The 17,313-nt window shown below is 56.4% G+C and carries 17 protein-coding genes and 2 pseudogenes; 6 read left to right on the top strand and 13 right to left on the bottom strand.

Annotation, left to right across the window (positions count from 1 at the left end):
- Nucleotides 1-129 precede the first annotated feature (129 nt).
- Both AYM40_RS21180 and AYM40_RS21175 read right to left on the bottom strand, forming a co-directional pair.
- Nucleotides 130-321, bottom strand: a complete 192-nt coding sequence (locus AYM40_RS21180; RefSeq protein WP_063498254.1) for a hypothetical protein — start codon at nucleotides 319-321, stop codon at nucleotides 130-132.
- A 38-nt stretch (nucleotides 322-359) separates the two neighbouring features.
- A complete protein-coding gene (locus AYM40_RS21175; protein WP_063500595.1) occupies nucleotides 360-608 on the bottom strand; it encodes a hypothetical protein in 249 nt (82 codons plus the stop codon).
- Between the two features lie 408 nt (nucleotides 609-1,016).
- On the opposite strand from AYM40_RS21175, the gene AYM40_RS21170 reads away from it, so the two are divergent.
- Nucleotides 1,017-1,577, top strand: coding sequence for a TetR/AcrR family transcriptional regulator (locus AYM40_RS21170; protein WP_082855214.1), 561 nt, complete (start codon nucleotides 1,017-1,019; stop codon nucleotides 1,575-1,577).
- A gap of 18 nt (nucleotides 1,578-1,595) precedes the next feature.
- On the opposite strand, the pseudogene tnpC reads toward AYM40_RS21170, so the two are convergent.
- The 9 genes and pseudogenes from tnpC to AYM40_RS38775 all read right to left on the bottom strand — a co-directional run.
- Nucleotides 1,596-3,143: pseudogene (gene tnpC, locus AYM40_RS21165) on the bottom strand (IS66 family transposase).
- Between the two features lie 82 nt (nucleotides 3,144-3,225).
- Nucleotides 3,226-3,471 (bottom strand): transposase, encoded by a 246-nt coding sequence (gene tnpB, locus AYM40_RS43280; protein WP_256390505.1) that lies wholly within the window; start codon nucleotides 3,469-3,471, stop codon nucleotides 3,226-3,228.
- Between the two features lie 91 nt (nucleotides 3,472-3,562).
- The gene (locus tag AYM40_RS43750) at nucleotides 3,563-3,886 is read right to left on the bottom strand and encodes a hypothetical protein (RefSeq protein WP_420488499.1); all 324 of its coding nucleotides are present in this window, start codon (nucleotides 3,884-3,886) and stop codon (nucleotides 3,563-3,565) included.
- Nucleotides 3,886-4,071, bottom strand: a complete 186-nt coding sequence (locus AYM40_RS43745) for a transposase (protein ID WP_420488498.1) — start codon at nucleotides 4,069-4,071, stop codon at nucleotides 3,886-3,888. Before AYM40_RS43745 ends, AYM40_RS43750 begins: the two co-directional genes overlap by 1 nt.
- Before the next feature lie 42 nt (nucleotides 4,072-4,113).
- Complete coding sequence (locus tag AYM40_RS41450) at nucleotides 4,114-4,413, bottom strand: hypothetical protein (RefSeq protein ID WP_158515300.1); 300 nt, start codon at nucleotides 4,411-4,413, stop codon at nucleotides 4,114-4,116.
- Nucleotides 4,414-4,580: 167 nt separating this feature from the next.
- Nucleotides 4,581-5,045, bottom strand: coding sequence for a MarR family winged helix-turn-helix transcriptional regulator (locus AYM40_RS21150; protein WP_236721046.1), 465 nt, complete (start codon nucleotides 5,043-5,045; stop codon nucleotides 4,581-4,583).
- A 305-nt stretch (nucleotides 5,046-5,350) separates the two neighbouring features.
- On the bottom strand, nucleotides 5,351-6,226 hold the full coding sequence (locus AYM40_RS21145; RefSeq protein WP_063498253.1) for a sugar phosphate isomerase/epimerase family protein: 876 nt from the start codon (nucleotides 6,224-6,226) through the stop codon (nucleotides 5,351-5,353).
- Between the two features lie 1,146 nt (nucleotides 6,227-7,372).
- The gene (locus AYM40_RS21140) at nucleotides 7,373-8,743 is read right to left on the bottom strand and encodes an HNH endonuclease (protein WP_063498252.1); all 1,371 of its coding nucleotides are present in this window, start codon (nucleotides 8,741-8,743) and stop codon (nucleotides 7,373-7,375) included.
- A 219-nt stretch (nucleotides 8,744-8,962) separates the two neighbouring features.
- Nucleotides 8,963-9,181, bottom strand: a pseudogene (locus AYM40_RS38775) (diguanylate cyclase); the annotation flags it as partial.
- A gap of 1,015 nt (nucleotides 9,182-10,196) precedes the next feature.
- On the opposite strand from AYM40_RS38775, the gene AYM40_RS21135 reads away from it, so the two are divergent.
- The 5 genes from AYM40_RS21135 (at nucleotide 10,197) to tnpB (AYM40_RS21115) (ending at nucleotide 14,363) form a co-directional block, all read left to right on the top strand.
- Entirely contained in the window at nucleotides 10,197-11,921 is a 1,725-nt protein-coding gene (locus AYM40_RS21135; protein WP_063498251.1) for a methyl-accepting chemotaxis protein, read from the top strand.
- Between the two features lie 12 nt (nucleotides 11,922-11,933).
- Nucleotides 11,934-12,230, top strand: coding sequence for a hypothetical protein (locus AYM40_RS21130; RefSeq protein ID WP_236721045.1), 297 nt, complete (start codon nucleotides 11,934-11,936; stop codon nucleotides 12,228-12,230).
- Between the two features lie 821 nt (nucleotides 12,231-13,051).
- Nucleotides 13,052-13,330: an H-NS family nucleoid-associated regulatory protein gene (locus AYM40_RS41445; protein ID WP_063498250.1), complete on the top strand. Its 279-nt coding sequence runs from the start codon at nucleotides 13,052-13,054 to the stop codon at nucleotides 13,328-13,330.
- Between the two features lie 425 nt (nucleotides 13,331-13,755).
- The gene (gene tnpA / locus AYM40_RS43275) at nucleotides 13,756-14,157 is read left to right on the top strand and encodes an IS66-like element accessory protein TnpA (protein ID WP_082855209.1); all 402 of its coding nucleotides are present in this window, start codon (nucleotides 13,756-13,758) and stop codon (nucleotides 14,155-14,157) included.
- On the top strand, nucleotides 14,154-14,363 hold the full coding sequence (gene tnpB / locus AYM40_RS21115) for an IS66 family insertion sequence element accessory protein TnpB (protein ID WP_082855208.1): 210 nt from the start codon (nucleotides 14,154-14,156) through the stop codon (nucleotides 14,361-14,363). Before tnpA ends, tnpB (AYM40_RS21115) begins: the two co-directional genes overlap by 4 nt.
- A gap of 31 nt (nucleotides 14,364-14,394) precedes the next feature.
- Here tnpB (AYM40_RS21115) and AYM40_RS21110 read toward each other — a convergent pair whose 3' ends face one another.
- Entirely contained in the window at nucleotides 14,395-16,488 is a 2,094-nt protein-coding gene (locus tag AYM40_RS21110) for a recombinase family protein (RefSeq protein WP_063498249.1), read from the bottom strand.
- A 289-nt stretch (nucleotides 16,489-16,777) separates the two neighbouring features.
- Nucleotides 16,778-17,242, bottom strand: coding sequence for a helix-turn-helix domain-containing protein (locus tag AYM40_RS21105; RefSeq protein ID WP_063494968.1), 465 nt, complete (start codon nucleotides 17,240-17,242; stop codon nucleotides 16,778-16,780).
- Nucleotides 17,243-17,313 lie beyond the last annotated feature (71 nt).

Below are 17,313 nucleotides of genomic sequence, written 5' to 3'. Positions count from 1 at the left end.
ACGCCCGCACCGGTTACCGGCTTCCCCGGGGCGGACGAAGAATCGAGCGTCAATTCGGGCGCGTCTTCCGTCTGAAGCGGCCATGAGATTTGCGGCCGCCTCACCCTGCTCTGGAAGATGCCGTCAACGCTATGCGCGCACGTTGGACTGACACTGAGACCCATCGGACTCTTCAACATTCGTCAATGCCGATTCCAACGCCTGAACAAAACGGTGAAATGCATCGAGGGTCCCATGGACGCTTCGGTACTCGGTGCAACCGATTCTGCCGTCCAGTACGACGAGCATTCCAGCATCCCCCGCCAGTTTCAGGATGTTCATAGCTTTCTCCTCAGATCACCTGCCTATCGCCCCATCGCTTACGCCGCAAGCTGGTAAGCGTGCATCGCCGGCGTGCTCCTCTTTGCGGGAAACACGTTCCACGAACCGTCATCGTGACGGAAGAACACGATGGTCAAAGTTCCATCAATCCGCGCCTCGCCGATGCGCACGTAGCGCCTTCGATCCGTTGGTGTGCGGCTGAACTCGACTACACGTATGGTCATCATCCCAGAAGGGCCAAACCACTTACCGACCAGCCGCCGCAAGCACTTCTCACCGGAACCCATCTCGCTCTCCTCTGACTGCGGTGCCACGATTTCCCGCCACATCGCAACGTTTCATCGATTGCCTATCAGTAAATATAGGTTAGACAACCTATAAGTCAACCATCTAATTTGAAGATATAGGGTAAACGATATAGCCGGTAAAACCCTTTTACATCATCCATTTCCGACACGAATGGCTATGAAAAACAGGTTACGCAACCTATACTTTATATCGTCCGGTCAACCTATTACGCTACATACATCCGGATGCCGCCGCAGCACCCGCCCAGCTGTCAGCGGGATGTCCGGCAGACGCAGAATTGCAACCTTGATTGTTGCGCCACCGCGTAAGCGCGCCCCCACGGCCGCCGCCGGACGCCAACTTTATGCTGAACAGCGAGACAGTCAGCGCCTCAAAACGGAGTGCAAGTGAAGAAACTGACCCTCAGTTCCACAGCGATATTTGATCCGCAGACCGCAGCGTCTGTCAGGCGTCGCGGCAATCGGGAAAGCCGGGTGCCCGAGATCATCGATGTTTCGATTGATGTGCTGGTTGCAGTGGGTTACGCGGGATACACGATCAACCGGGTGGCCAACGATGCAGGCATTCGTCTGAGCACGCTACAGCACTATTTTTCGACTCGTGAAGCGCTGTTGCGCGCCACAATCGCGGAGATTGCAAAACGGTACTTCGAACGCTTTCGAAAGTTCGCCGAAAACAGGAATCGCTCCCCGCAGGCACGGCTCGACTCAATCATCGACGATGCATTCGCAGACTTTGTCAAACCTGGATTATCAGCAGGTGTAGTCGAAAGTTGGGGCTTGGCGCTGCACGAATCGTTCGCGCGCGATGTCGTTGTGGATGTACAAAAGCAGTTCACCGGGCTTTTCGCACAGCTCGTCGGTGAAATCAATCCGCAGCTGTCGATGGAAGGTAAGCGATCCATTAGCGCCGTCCCTCTGAGTAGTGGACGAGCGTGGTGTTTGTGAAGTAGATTTGGCGGCGGATCAGCGCAGGGAGAGTGGCATTTTCCAGGGCATCAAGGCGTCGTAATCATCAACGGTCTTTGCCAGGGGGAGCCGTTCAAACAGCCAGGTCAGATAGCGGTACGGATCGATACCATTGGCTTTCGCCGTTTCAACAAGAGAATACAGATTGGCGCTCGCGTTAGCGCCGTCAACGGTATCCGAGAAGAGCCAGCCACGGCGTCCCAGGCAGAAGGGGCGAATGGAATTTTCACAGGCGTTGTTTGAGATTGGCCAGTCACCGTTTTCGATGTAACGAACCAGCTTCGGCCACTGCTCACGCAGATATGTCAGCGCCTTGCCAAGCAGACTCTGCGGCAGCACGCCAGGAGACTGCTTGATCATGAGATCCTTGATGACCGCGAGTACGTGGGCACTATAGCGCTGCCGTAGGCGCAGACGCCGGTCAGCACTCCACGTTTGACTGCGTGCCTCGGCGGCAAACAACTTGCCAAACAGCTTGATGAAGCGTGTTGCGAGCAGATCTGGCGTACGTGCAGCCTTGGGGACGTTTTCTTCTGCTTTGACGAAGTAACGGCGCGCGTGAACAACACAGCCAAGATGCACAAGCTTGTATCGCTCGGCGATACCGTTGTATGGCTCGTAGCCATCTGTCATCAGTACTGCGCCCTCCCGCACACCTGTGAACAACTTGTCGGCCAGTTTCGCACCACGCCCCGGCGTATAGGTAAAGCAACGGATCGGGATTCCCGTGCCCGTCATCTGTGACCACAGATAGCTCTTCGTCTGTGGCTTTCGTCCTTTCTCCTTGAGCACCTGGAAGGTCGTCTCATCGCACAGGATCACCTCGGCATCAAGCAGCGCGTCGCGCATCAGGTTGATCACTGGTTGGGCCGCCAGGCCGACGCGAACCATGCTGGCTGCGATCGTGTTGGATGCGATCGTGTTGGATGAGATATCACCGCCGAAGCGACGCAGCAGTCCAGCCTGGCGGTACAGCGGCATACCGAACTGGTATTTGCCGGCCGCGATCCACGCGAGTGCCGATTCGGTCAGTAACCCCCGGGGATGATGCGCAGCGGCGCCGGCGTGACCTTGATGCCCAGATCACAGCACGGGCAGGCATACTTGACCCGCTGATGCTGGATCACGCGGACCTGTTCCGGAATCACGTCGAGCTGCTCGCTGATTTCAACGCCGAACTCCACCAGCGCATGGCCGTCGTTGCTGCAGAAACGCTCGGCTTCCGGAAGTTCGTGCCGGCGAATCTCACGGGGCAGATTGGGATCAAGCGGCTTGCGGTGACCACGTTTTTTGCGTGTGTGCTCCGCGACCTTCGTCCCGGGAGTCTCTTCCTGGGCAGGTGTCGCATTCGCACCAAGCGCTTCGGCCTCGTTGAACCAATCCAAACTGTTCGGAGTCCCGTGCTTCGCCTCTTTGCTCCCAAACAGATCACGCCGGTAAGCACGCAGCCGTTCCTCGGCCAGGTCGCGCTCCGCAGTCATCAGACGCAGCATGCTGCGGGTTTCTTCATGCGCGCGCTCCAGGGGTGGCGTACGCCTCCCGCATGGCGAGTAACGCATTGAGTTCGTCGGCGGAGATCGTGATCTGGGCAGGCATGCCGGGTTAGACCAGCATGCCTGACGCGCGTTCAGCTCACGCGCAGATATTCCCGCCTTGGATGGCGATGGATGGTGGTAATGTCGTCGCCGTCGAGCAGCGCGTGCAGCAGATCGGTTGTCAAGGTCACGACTTCGGTCTTGTTGCCGGGCCAGATGAAGTGCTCTGCCTCAAGTCGCTTCGTCATAAGCCAGAACCCGCTGCCATCCCAGGCCGAGGATCTTGATGCGGTCGCGACGCCGGTTCCCGAAGATGTAAAGAGAGGAGTCCATTGGATTGAGTCGCATTGGCCTGCTCGACGAGGATCGAGAGACTGTTCATGCCGTAGCGGAAATCAACCGGATCGCGGTGGAGGTAAACTTTCAGGCTTACGTCGAACCGGAACATGGCAGCCTCCCCAGCATCTGTACGACGGTGGTCAACTCATCAATGCTTGCCTTGCCGAGGTCGAACTCAACGCCGTTGGACAGGCGCACGTGTAACGAGAGCGTCATCGCCAACGCTGGTGCCATTGGCAACGGCGCCGGCATGACCGGCACAAAGGCGCCGGGAGGTTGCTCTGTCACCGGGTGCCTCTGCGAATTGACAATCTCAACCGGTACACTGTCGATGACTTGCCCAGCACTCAGTCCATGCGGTTCGTCGGCGCCGCTATCCTGCGGCGCCTGCGTGAGTGCCTTCTCGCGCGCCATCAGGTACTTGGTGATCCACTTGCGCAGCAGATTTGCGTTAAGCCGTGCTCCTGCGCAACACGGGCAACGGATACGCCGGGCTGCAAGGCTGCCTCGATGAGCGCGCGCTTTCCTTTTTCGTCGTAGCGCCTGCGCCCATCGCGGCTCTGGAACACGACTCTCAACTCAGGATTATTGTCAGCCATAGGTGTCCACCTCAATGTTAGGTGGACACCTATGCTCCTCGCTCAGAGCGTCAGTTGGTAGACGCCGAAGATGGATCGCTTACGATGGAAGAACGCGAATTGCGAGGTGCGTTGATCATGTCCAGTTGCCAAGGCCTGGTTATTTTTCTTCGCTGGAGTGAGGATGATGCTTCGCGATTGAATGCCTTCCGCAGGGCCGTCAAGGTCGTTTGGAGTGGTCTCGGTAAAGCTGACGAATGAGGACGTGCGGCGGCGGGGCGGAACGTGCAATGCATCGCAAGCGGCGCAGTATTCTGACCGATGCATGAACGGATGCCAGTACGTAGGCTGGTTCTGAGTCACAGCCGCCTGTCCGACATCTGACGGATACCTTAGCGTCGGGTAGCTATTCAGCAGCCCCGCTGCCTTCCCATGTTCGCCTCCTGACCGGTGTACTTGCACTTTCGATGGACCCATGGTCTTCTATGCCGAGTCATTTACGGGCAAAGACCGACAGGCGCCCGAGCGAGCTAGTCCACAATCGTATCCTCGTCAGACTTCCCCGTGAGGTTATGCGCGATCCGATGCAAAACACCCCAGAAGGTGAGCATGTCGTCAGGTTTCACCCCGTCAAACGAGTCGGACACAATGCGGATAATTTCCGGCATCAATTTATCGACCAAACGCCTGCCATCGTCAGTGAGGCTGACGTAATACTTACGCCGGTCCATAGGATCGCGAGTCCTCTTGAGCAAGCCGCGCTTTTCCATGCTGTCCAGAGCGGGTACAGCAGTTGTCGACGCGATTCCCACTCGTTTGCTTAGTTCGAGCTGATTCAGTTCGCCGCGCTGAGCCAGCACCCGCAAGTAGTACCAATGGGCGATGGGCAAATTTTCCGGGCCGAAAATTTTTCGCGCTTCGATGTCATAGAGTCGATGCAGCGTTCGGGTCATCCATGGAACGGTTCTGCCCGAATCGTCGGCGATCGCTGGCAACTCCTCGCCCTCCGAACTACACGCCGACTTCGCAGTGTCATGAGCCGAATCGGTTGCGGCAAAACGGGGCCTAACCATTAGCTTATTCCTCGCCCGATCGACGCGACTCAGCGCAAGGTGGAGGCACCCAGCCCAGGAGTACGGTCAAAACAGTTACCAGGGAGAATCGCCCGATGTCCCTGACTTTGTTCATTCCACAATGCATGATTCTATGCAAACTTATCGCCCATTTTGCGTAAAGCACAGCAGGCTTCTCTATATTTTTGGTGCTGGCCCGGAACAAAGGGTGCGGTATTTGTGGTGTGTTAGCCGCGAGTAACTCCCAACTGCTCGAGTGTCGTCGCCAAAGACTGACCGCATGCACGACCAATATCTTTCGCAGACATTGAATCGAACTTCCGCGAAAAGATCTCAGGCCCGACCCGGCTCAGACCATTGATATCTTTTAATACGGCAAGGATGTCATGGACTGGCAGATCGCCTTCTCCAGGAAGTCTCCTATCCTCGAGACAATCCTGGAAGAGCGAACGGTGCGCGGGCACGCGCGCGCTACCATCGCACAATTGCACGTACGAGATTTTGTTTCCAGGAATCGTTCGAAGCGTCTCGAGAGACGATCCACTTCTGCAAAAGTGCCACACATCGAATGCAATCCCGCTATTGGACCTATCGGCGTCCCGCACGATCCTCCAAGCGGTATCGAGGTCTGGAATACTCCAATCGAGGGGAATGAACTCGAGGTCGCAGCGAATACCGTCGTCGGCTGCCAAATCGCAGAGCCTTGCGAAGTCCTCGGTGAGTTGCTCAACCGAGGTTACTTCGGGAGGAGCTATCGATATGGCAGTAATCGACTCAAGCCGCAAAGCGCGTGCGATGCTGAGAAAATCCTCGACTGCGAAAGCAAAGTACCCGATAGAAAAGATAGCCGGATCAATGTTTTGTGGTTGCCATCTCTCCGACCATCGAGCCAGCGGGTCCAACTGTGTCAGTTTTATGCCCGAATCCGACGCCATTGCCAAAAGGTCTGCGCTCGACATACCTGCGGCTAGGGCCTGCGTGTATTGCAGGGGAGTCACTGTGAGCGTGTCAAACCCAGCTGCAACCGTCGCTTCGATTTGCTGCGCAAATGAAAGACGCCGCACGTTGCCGGCCCACATCGTCGTTTCCGGATAAGGGTTCATACTTATGTCCTGACTATTGTGCTGAGGCTCAAGAGGGTGTGAACGGCTCGTTTCGCTTCGCGCTTGGCATTACCATCTGCATAGGCAATGGTCGCTTCGAGTGTCCCTAGTTTTTCAATCCAGACTCGCAGGTGGTCACTTCAGGCTAAAAGCGTACCGCGCAGGTCGCAAGCCGACAAACCACTAGACCTTCACGCGTTGTGTCGACAATGCCAGGTTCACCCTGCTCGACAATCGTCCTCTTTTGGTGCAACCGATTGTCGCTTACAGCAGAGGGGAAGTCGACGCTCCCTGGCTTATGCAGCGCTATAAGCCACATCAATGGAAGCGTGGGCCCAACCACAAGCTGCGTCGCACCGAAGGTTCCCACCGATTCGCCGTGGAAGCGTCACGGACTCACGCGACATTTATAGTCACCTGGCAGGTTTTAGTTGCAAGCATTGCCATATCCCGTGCATGCGCGCCACCCAAGAGAATCGTATGCAGTCCTATGTCCGTCGAATAGATAGGGCAACGGGAACAGATTGTTCCGCTCGTAGACGCAAGGCAGCGGACTGAATGGGCGCGGATGACCGGTTCCATCGTTGGCTCACCTAGCGCGCGCTCGATTGGGACAAGTGCCAGACCTGCGACACTGGTGAGCGAATCGCTGGAAGCCCCAACGCGAAGATGAGTGGACACCTCAGCGTGTAAATTTAAGATGCAAAACACCCATTTTCGTAGGCATTTTTTTCCCTAAAGTTTTCCCGACAATCGCCGACATCAGAGAAATGACAAACACTACATTTGGAACGGGACATCCTCTTTACCTCGAGGCCCAGGCCCTGTCTCAAAGTCTCGCCGCAATCCGAAGGGCACAGGGCAAGCGAAATCCGTCCGACAGCCGGGTAGGCTCGCCGGAGTGGATTTCAAGCGCAGAGGATTTCGCACGGGACATCTCCCGTATCCTGGACCTTGGTGCCGCGCACGGTGATGACATTGAGCCAAAAAGAGCGTGCTGACGCTAGTTTCGCTGCGAGTCGGATCCGCCAGGACGCTCTGGCAACGTAGGCCTCCGTTTCTCGCTGCTGCTAGACGGGTACCCGTGCTGGAGCGTGCGCTTCATTATCGCCGCAAGCATACGCCGGCGCCCAACCGACGCATGAGTCACGAATTTTCCAAAAGAAAATCGATCTGATTCTCTCGACCGATGCTGCATAGCGTCTCATACAGCCTGAAGGCTGCATAGTGCTGAAGGTTCTCCGGCGACATGGTCGCTGCGACTGCTGGGCATGAATCGGCCCCCGACCGGATACGGAACGACGAAAAGTCCTTGTGGATCCACTTCATGGCGTGCAATCGATCTTGCTTTAGACGATCCACCAACATGAACCCCAAGCCAGATTTCGCTTCGGCAGCTTTTCGCAACATCTCATCCACTGCGTCGAAGCCCTTAATGTCGGAGATCGCGTAGGTAATCAGCGTGTGTACCAGCGCCTCGACCTTTTCCAACTGAGCATCTGAATCCAATTCGTAAGGCCGGCTCTGTGCCATGTGAAGCACCTCCTTCTTAACTTGTTCCAGCGTTCGGCCCTCGAAAGGTACGTCAAGCTGGCCAGCCATAATATGGAGGTCTTTCGGCCCACCTTGCCAGGCTGCGGGATCGAAATTCCAGCTAGTTATCTTTTGCAAGTACTTCTCGACACCTGGATTTCCAGAATACGTGGACGACAGGTGAACGTATTTCTGGATTGCGCCGAACAACTCTACGTAGCAATAGAGGTCTCTTCCCCTTGAAAACAGGAAGAGCTGGTGATTGGGATACCAATCCTCGTGATGGTATTTACCCGTCTCATAAAGCTTTTCCTCGTCGGTTGTCGGATAATATTGCGTGACCGCTCCGAGCAACTCCGTGTCATCGCACGACTTGATAAACCGGTCTCTGAAGTCGACAAGGTCCTTGATAGAAACCCCGCAATGCAGCGCGTATTCAATGGCAATCTTCGCCAGCCCCCGCAATACTTCGATGCTTTCGAGGTCGACCCTCAATGCCGATTGGACAACAAATTGCGCCATATCACTTGCGACAACGACCCTGTACCCGTCATCGCGTAGTTTTCCGATTTCCGCGTTTTGCATGAAGGTCTGCGCCTGCTTATGAATTGAGCAGCAGATTGTAGCCAGTCGCTCGTCCTCGTCGACAAAATAGATGGGACGGTCTGGTGTGATGGTGAAATCGCTATTCAATGAGAAAGTCACCGATTTCTTACCGCCCATTGGCGTGACGCGGGAGATCACCTCTACGGCAGCCTTCTTCGACTCACCTCTGTCACGCGAGACCCCGTGCAAAACCGAAAAGACCTGTAGATGCTCATTGAATGATGAATCGATTGAAACGGATAGCTTTCCGCCGCAGCATTCGCATAAAAACTCCGATGACTTGAGCTTGCCTCCGATTGCGTTGGGGATGATGTGCTCATCATGACGTTTCACCTTGACGCCGTCGAAGGGCTTATCGCAAAAGTAGCAGGTTTCCATCGTTACCTTGAAGTGTGTTTTCAATACGGGTGGGGGGTGCGAATGGCTATATGCTCGCGCCTCGGCCTAGTGGCCGGGACCGCGCGGTAGCCGCCAATGGCAATGTCGTCGCCTCCTGCGTAGCTCGCCCAACAGCGTTGCAGTCGGAAAACCAGTACGGCGAGGCGACAATGACCCGTCAAACAGGATTATGGCGCCTTAACCAATCCGGAGGATGAGCTACACGCGCTCTGCTTCACAAACTCTGTTGCGACCCGCCGACTTCGCCCTGTATAGCGTTGAGTCGGCCATATCAAGCAGAGCAGTACTTTCCTCAAAGGTTCGATTTCGCGAGGTAACCATACCGATACTCGCTGTCACACGCCCGCGATGGCTTTGCGCATGCTCAATGCCGAGGTCGTAGGCAGCATTGCGGACCTTCTCTGCTACATACATCGCCCCGACTGTCCCCTGTGTCGGGAGCGTTCAACAAGCTTCTAGCCAGCGCATTTCGGATGCCCTGCCCGACAACTGCCTTCGTATGGCAGGCGGGTGCGTACCCATCGGCGCACAGTCGCACTCACGTCAATTCTGAACAAGTCGAGATGCTTGCATGGATTTGTTGACGCATCAAGGCGGCACAAATTAGTAGCAGTTGTACACGAACATAAATTCGGATTGATGGATCATATGGATTCGCAAAGATAAGATTGATTCAACTGTTCTTTCAAAGCCACAAGCTTGCGAGAGAGGAGAATCTGCTTATCCTCTGATGACAGAATCGCTTCGTCCGAGCCGGGCGTACGCATCGAGTTGCACGCGGAAGTTTTGCTTTGCTGCGAAGCAGGTATCAATCCCGCCACGTTTGCGGGACTTGACGCGCTCTCCAAAGGCCCGGAGAAACCGCACCTTTCGTAGTTCCCGCCAAGTTAGACGCGTCTTCATCGACGATGTGTCGCTTGCATTGCCCGCGCCGATCAATCGCTTCCGCATTGCCGTTCAGTCAACCAAATATGGGACAAGCAGCAGAGGCCCCGCTGCGACGACATCGACACTCGGCATCCCGGCGTCAAACCGACGCACGGCATCTCGCACGAACGTTGTCAGGCTTTCCCTGCGTACTACCCTCTTTCTAACGAAGCGATTTGCGACGCGTCTCCGGCGCAGAAATGCCGCCGTACGGGATCATGCGGGCCACCCGCCCACCAAAGCATTGTGAACGTGACGGAAATCGGGCGAGGCCGAAACGCACTAACTCTCACGAAGGACAGTATGGTCCGCCGGCGCTCGAGACTTATTGATGTAAAGACGGCCGCCGTGCTCAGCACCCTGGACGAGGAAGGTCAACAGAGGTTTTTTGACCAGGTTTTTTTCTCCAACCGAAGGATAGAGGTGTCACGCCTCCCAAGGTACTTCGTTACGCTTTTCTCCGGTTGGAGGTTCGCCTGACCACACACCTAGCGAGTGGTACAACATGAACATAACAATCTCTAAACGCATCGCGATTACATTGGCAATAGCGGTGCTGTCCATGGTTTTTATCGGGTCTTATGGGACCTGGCAACTCAGCGGCGCGCAGCACAGATTCGAATATTTTCAGGACAATGTCACACGGACCATCGCAGATCTGACCACCGGCGATGAGCTAGTCTTCTCAAGTCGCATCCGGGCCTACCGCTACCTGACACACACGGATCCGTCCATAAGAGCTGAGACCGAGCAGCAAATGTCGTCGAACAACGAAAAAATCAGACGAGTTCTAGGTCAGTATGAAGAGAATGGCATCGCTGACGAAGCCGACAGAAAACTTCTCGAACTAGACAAGACAAACCTCGTGGCATTTGCGGAAGCACAGCGCAAATTCATAGAAGTGTGCGAGGCGAACAATACCCAAGAGGCATTGGCGATGCAGGAGGAAGGTGGATCTCTACGCACTGCAAGCATAGCCCTGCAGACATCGCTTGAAACGCATGCTGCGTTTAAAGCCAAAGCAGGCGCAGACTTACGTGCTGACAATGCGGCTTCTTATACCAGATCATTTTGGACTTTGGTCACCGTCATATCGCTCGCCGCATTGCTCTCGGGGACCATGGCCGTTCTGCTACAGCGCGGAATTCGACAAAGCCTCACCGGCATTCGGTCTGCTCTGGAAGAATCGAAGGAAACCCTCGACCTTACACGCAAAGCCCCAGTACACCGTATGGACGAAATCGGCCATACAGCTACAGCGTTTAATGAGCTGCTGGCCCGAGTGGCGGAAGTGATTGCGTCGGTCCGACAATCTGCGGGCGCCGTCTCCATCGCCTCGCAAGAGATCGCCAGCGGCAACACCGATTTGTCCGCTCGCACCGAAGAGCAGGCCGCCTCGCTCGAGCAAACTGCATCGAGCATGACGCAACTGACGGAGACAGTAAAACAGAACGCCGACAACGCTCGCCACGCCAATACGCTTGCGACTAGCGCCACAGACATGACCGATTCAGGGAACGAGGCAGTTCAAGCGATGGTTAAGACCATCGAGATGATGAGCGATAGCTCCGGAAAAATTTCTGAAATTACGGGAGTAATTGAAGGCATCGCGTTCCAGACTAACATCCTTGCCCTCAACGCGGCCGTGGAGGCGGCCCGGGCGGGCGAGCAAGGTCGAGGATTCGCAGTCGTCGCAAGCGAGGTTCGCAGCCTGGCTCAAAGGTCATCTGCCGCAGCAAAAGAGATCAAGAATCTGATTGAATCATCGGTTGCGACAATCCATGACGGCGCCCGACAGGCGGTGGATGTGGGCACCACCATGGGCCATGTGAAGCAGGCCATCAAGCAGGTTTCCGATATCGTCGGCGAAATTGCTGCTGCGTCAGGGGAACAAAAGAACGGCGTTGAGCAGATTGCCGTTGCAGTCAACCAGATGGACGAAGTAACGCAGCAAAATGCGGCGCTGGTCGAACAGGCTGCTGCCGCGTCGCAGTCGCTGGAACAGCAGGCGAACAATCTCAAAGACGTGGTTTCGGTGTTCAAAGTCAGTGAAGCGGAACATGCTGGCTCTCATGTGCCGGCGCGACGAGGCGGAACCGTCCCCCCGGTCGCAAAGCCTCTATTGCAGCCCCGAACGGCGCCGGCGAGAACGAAGACCGGGCGGCCGAACGTTAGCGGCGGAAACATCGCCGCCGTCGAAGCCGCAGATTCCGACTGGCAAGCCTTCTGAGCGAGGCGGAAATTGGACAAGACAACTGAGTTGCTCGATTCGATGAGCGCACTTATTGCCAAACACACCAAAGCTGCGGCAGTCCTTTCCGCACGCGCCATGGTCTTGGGTAAGTTCCTGGACGCAACGTTTCTGCACCTTACGCAAGCGCAAAGCGCAGAGATCCGAAAATCATTTCGGGCGGGCGTCGAGGACTCAATGGCGATGATGGATGACGTCCCGCTGTCTGCCGACTATCACGCCTCGCTGCTCGAGTTAACGAATTCCATCTTGGAGGCACTTGCCCAGCGAGGAGCAGGGAACAGTTGAGCCACAATCGGTTATATGCCATATTTTCGCGGCCCTCTCAGTCAGGATTTTGCCCCCTTCACCGGCTTCACATTCTGAAATATCGCAATCACTCTTTGATTCAGAGCCGAATCTCTGTGGTCAACAACGCGGGGGGCGCCGTTATCGGCGCGATGGAGGAAATGAGCAAGGCCGATATCCGATTGCGGACCCCGATGCATCTTCGCGTCTAGCTTTTACGGTGGGTGACGCCCCTTAAACCTTCAAATCAGATCTGGCCGAATCGCCTACGCCGAGCCAACGTACGGTCGAGGGCTCCCTGCATCAAGGCCATCGCCCCCTAACGCGACTTTCAAACGCTAGGCGACGCGACGGGTGAAAGAGTCGGTCCTCCTTGCACTCACCATCCTGGAAAATCTCACTCAAAGCTGAGCTATTTGCCTGGTGAGGCCTGTTCATGAAAACTGCTCACCGGCGAGAACCCGCCTTAGTGAATGCGGGTATTCACCGCGAGACCGTCTGTATGCCGCATCGCAATAATCGCCTCACCCGGAGGGTGATTATTCTCCATCTGCAACCTTCACCTGCTAGCAATCTGCCTGCCGCGTACCGCGCGACTCCTTCGGGTGATCTTGATGCGCCGAAAACACTCACCTTTCCATCAACCATTCGCTCTCCTGGAAGTCCTCACCTTTGCGAAGGGTGGAGCACCTCTCCACGGCTCTTTGCCTCCTGGAAACGCTCACCATCCAGGAATTCCTCACCATTCCCGAAGCTCGATCTGCGTCCTCCGGATGAAAAAGTTTCGCGGTAAACTACCTTGTCACGTTAAGGAGCAGCGCATGTCGCAGTACAGCGAGCTATCGAAGCAGCTCGAGGAACTAGTTCGTAGGATCGAGGAAACGAAGCGCAACGAATATGGGCCGGCGCTCGAAGATGTGCGGGCGACCATTGCGGCCTTTGGCTTTTCGCCGGTTGAAGTGTTCGGACAGTCCCATGGGAGCGCGGCCAGATCGAAACGCGAAGCCAAAACTGAAAAGCGCGGCACACTAGTAAAACGTTCGGGATCGACCAAGTCGGATAGTGCGGATCCTAGGCAAACTCAGATTGAATTTGCATAGTTAATCTACTGGTGGCACGTGTCTTTGCGTCCTTCGCCTTGCTCGCGGCACCGTGGAGGAGAAAACACCAGTTGCACGCGCGTTTCTCCAGCGAGTGTCGTGGACCAATTTTTGAGCTCTTCAAGCTGAAGTCGATGTACGGGCCCAGTAGCCTGCCGTTATCCCAAAGGTTGTGATGCTGATCGGCCTGCCCTCCGCGTAGTTACGCCCGAGAGACACCACGTTGAACGTTTCACAGCCGCGCGAAGTCTGGATGCAGCCGGGGCACGCACCGCCCACGTCGCTGCAGATAGGGTCAAACGCACAGTTGAAACCAAACATAGACGCGTCTTCAGTAACCGTCCGACCCTGACCGTATAGACGCCTGATGAAGGCGAAGCCATGCTTTCCGGGGGCACAAATGTGACTGTGTCCACAAAGGAATCATGGACACAGTGACTGAATTCACCGAAGTCAAAGGCGCCCGGAAGTATCGTCGGCGCACCGTGGACGAGAAACGCCAGATCGTCGAAGAGACGTTATCCAGTGGACGTTCGGTGGCGGAGATTGCACGCAGTCACGAGGTGAACGCGAATCAGTTGTTCGACTGGCGCAAGCAGTATCTGGATGGACGCCTTGGCGTGAACGCTCGCGAATGTGCCTTACTGCCGGTCACCGTGAATGAGGCCAGCGACAACGGCAGCGGCGCGGCCGAACCGGCTGCACCGACGCCTTCGGCACAGGCGCCCGGCACGATCCGAATCCAGCTGTCACGAGGCGAGGTACTCGTTGAAGGGAGCGTCGATCCCGACACACTTCGCGTGGTGATCCAGTGCCTGGTCCGATGATTGGTCCGCTCGCAAACACGCGAGTCTGGGTTGCCGCCGGATTTACGGATATGCGCTGCGGCTTCGACGGACTGGCCGCGAAGGTGCAGACCGTGCTGGCGAAGGATCCATTCTCTGGCCACATATTCGTGTTCAGGGGCAAACGTGGCGACCTCATCAAATGCCTGTACTGGCGCGACGGCGGCCTATGCCTGTTCGCCAACTAGCTGGACTCATACTGCAACTCCTATTCGCGGATCAGAGGGTTTTAGAGGCTACGCTCGATCGCGCCACTTTCGCGCGGTCAGTGAGTCGATCCCATCGGCTGCTGTGCTTTGTTGGCGGGTCGGAATCCGGGACTTCATAGAGAAACGCATAATCGTTATAGGCGTGTCGTTTGACGAGGCCGTATTCGACCCACCTGATGAGCGTTGCAACGTGAATTCCAAGGCGGCTCGCAGCTTCCTCCTTCGTCAACATGCCTCGTTCCCGCAACCTATCGCGGCGGGATCGAAGTCCGTTTCGCTGTGCGATGTATGAGACGCGCAGTGCGTCGAACCGAATGTTGCTCTTACCTGGACGGACACAACCGCCGGGGCGGATACCCCGATCATTAAGGAGCCGCGCAATCTGAGAGCACGTATGGTCATCGAGAAGCTTGTCGATGAGCTCCAGGACCTCTGGCTGGGTTTTGACCTGTTGTGCAGATGTTTTGGGATTCTGCGCCGTGAGCGTTTCAGTCTTGCCGGCCTTGAAGCGAACGTGAATCTTTGTTGTCCCTTCGTCTGGAAGTTTGACCAGTGTGACGTCCTCGACGATGTAGGCTAGCAGCCGCTTCCGCTCTCGATTCGCCAGCGATGGATCACGCCAAAGTGTTTTGAAGTCCCCCGTCATTGCTATGAGCCGGTCGCGGATCGCATCGTCGAGTATGAGACGTTCCTGCTGCTGGCTACGCTCCCTTTGTTCCTTCGCATCGGCCAATGTGCGCAACTTATCGTTCCATTCCTGCTCGAGGGTGTCGGCAACCAGCCGGTTGTTCGGGTCGACCAGCATGAACCGCCGTTGTGCAAGATCTGCGTCGAACTGGGCGCGTTCGATTGCGCGCAGACGTAACCGGTCGGCTTCATCGTGGCGGGCTTCGATCTCCCTGCGAATCTCACACGCCAACTCAACCGCCGCCGGAGTCATCGATGCGACGACCAGTGCACCAACTGCTTCATCGATCGGTGCTCCGGCAATCGACTGGCACGTAGGTTCTCCATGAGCGCCTTGTGCTCGGTCGCAGACATACCAGGCTTCCTGTCGTCCGCGTCGCGTCGCGTACCGAAGCCGGAGATACCGGCCACAACGTCCGCAGACGGCGCGGCCCTGCAGTAGAGCAGCTCCCTCGCGTGGTGGCGACGATCGCGCAACTTTGTACCCGCGACCATTCGTCTCCAGAACCGTAAGGTTCTGCTGGAATTGCTCCCACGTAATGTATCCAGGATGTGCGTCCGGGATACAGGCAAGCCAGTCATTGCGATCACGCTTTCTCGGCACTTTCCGTCCGTCAGCAAGTCTTCGATAATGCCGTCGGCCGTAGGCGTAAGCACCGGCGTAGCGCGGATTGTTTAGCATCCGAAGTGCCGTCGACGCGGTGAGGTGCTGGAAGACCAAGAACTTCGCGTTGCGCATACGGGACGGAAACAGGAGGCCTTCCTTCTTGAAGACCTTGACTGTCTGGGTGGCAGAGCCGACTCGCAAGAACGTCTCAAAGAAGTATGTGATGGTCTCTCTGACCTGGGAATCTGGGTCAAGCACTACGTTACCAAGGTCGTCGTACACGAAGCCGGTCGGTAGCAGGCACCGATACTCACCTCGATTGACCTTGTTCAGAATTCCCCCTCGTAGTCGCGCTTTAAGAACATGGAGCTCGGCTTCACTCATTGTTCCCTTGAGCCCAAGCAGGAGCCGGTCATTGAAGCTTGCTGGATCGTATATCCCGTCTTCGTCGAGAATCAGCGTATCAGCGAGCGCGCAGATTTCCAGGAGCCGATGCCAGTCAGCATTGTTTCGGGCCAGGCGTGACACCTCCAGGCCCATGACGATGCCTGCGCGGCCCATGCCCACGTCAGTGACCAATCGTTGAAACCCCTCCCGCCAGGACGCCGATGCTCCAGACTCCCCCTGGTCGCTATCGATAGTGACGATCTGCTCGTCGCGCCAGCCGAGCGCCGTGGCGCGTCCACGCAGGGCATATTGCCGCTTTGTGCTTTCGACGTTCTCGAGGACTTGCCGCATCGACGACTGCCGGACGTAGAGGTAAGCGCTCCGTTCGAGGTGGTGAGGCTGAACTTTAAGGGACGCGTTCATCGTGTTCTCCGCTCATTGACCGTCACAGCCATGCCTGCGAGTACGTAGATAAAGCTTTGGCGCTCGATGATGGGCTGAGCGTTCGGCGATGACCGGGTAATGATTGGTTCGAGCGGTGCGTGCCCTGGAACCATCATGCGTGCCCACACCCACATACCGCGAGCAAGAAAGACGCTGAGTCCGCGCCGGGCTTCTGCGGGCAACGCCTCGCCAAGAGCGGCGGAACGCATCACCTCGTATTGCGCGACGATCGGCGACGAAACTGCCGACGGCCAGGCACAGCATCCCGTTATTCCACCGTTTTTTTTACACCGAACGCTCGCTCGATCGTTCTCGGGTGTACATCCAGACCAAATTCTTTGCGAACCAGCTTTGCCAGTTCACGCGCCCGAAGTGGCTCTCCGGGCGTGTGTTGTAACTTGAGGAACGCCAACACCTCGCCCTGGATCTTGTGCGGACCGTGCGGCCCTCGTTTCCTCGGAACCAGCCCTGCGATTCCTCCTTGCTCGAAGTCCGCCCGCGCCTGATAGAAGGTTGGCCGCGAAACACCATATTCGTCGGAGATCTGCGTTATGGAGGCCTTCTCAACAGAAACGCGACGCAACATCTCATACTTGACCTGCACAGCGTCATGGGGATCGAAGAATCCACCCTCTTGGAACTTGGCATCGAGAACGTTCGACGGCGTTGGATTCAGCGTACCGTCCTCCGCGAGGACATCCGTCTTCGAGCGCTTGCGTTCATTGGGCGGCACATTCACTCCAAATGGTTGCATCTCAATGTAATTAAATTATGCCGCGAAACACGCTTTGTCAAGCTAGATTG

The sequence above is a fragment of the Paraburkholderia phytofirmans OLGA172 genome (genome assembly GCF_001634365.1).
Classification (GTDB): Bacteria; Pseudomonadota; Gammaproteobacteria; order Burkholderiales; family Burkholderiaceae; genus Paraburkholderia.
Note: the sequence above shows the minus strand (reverse complement) of the source record. Positions and strands in the feature narration are given on the sequence as shown.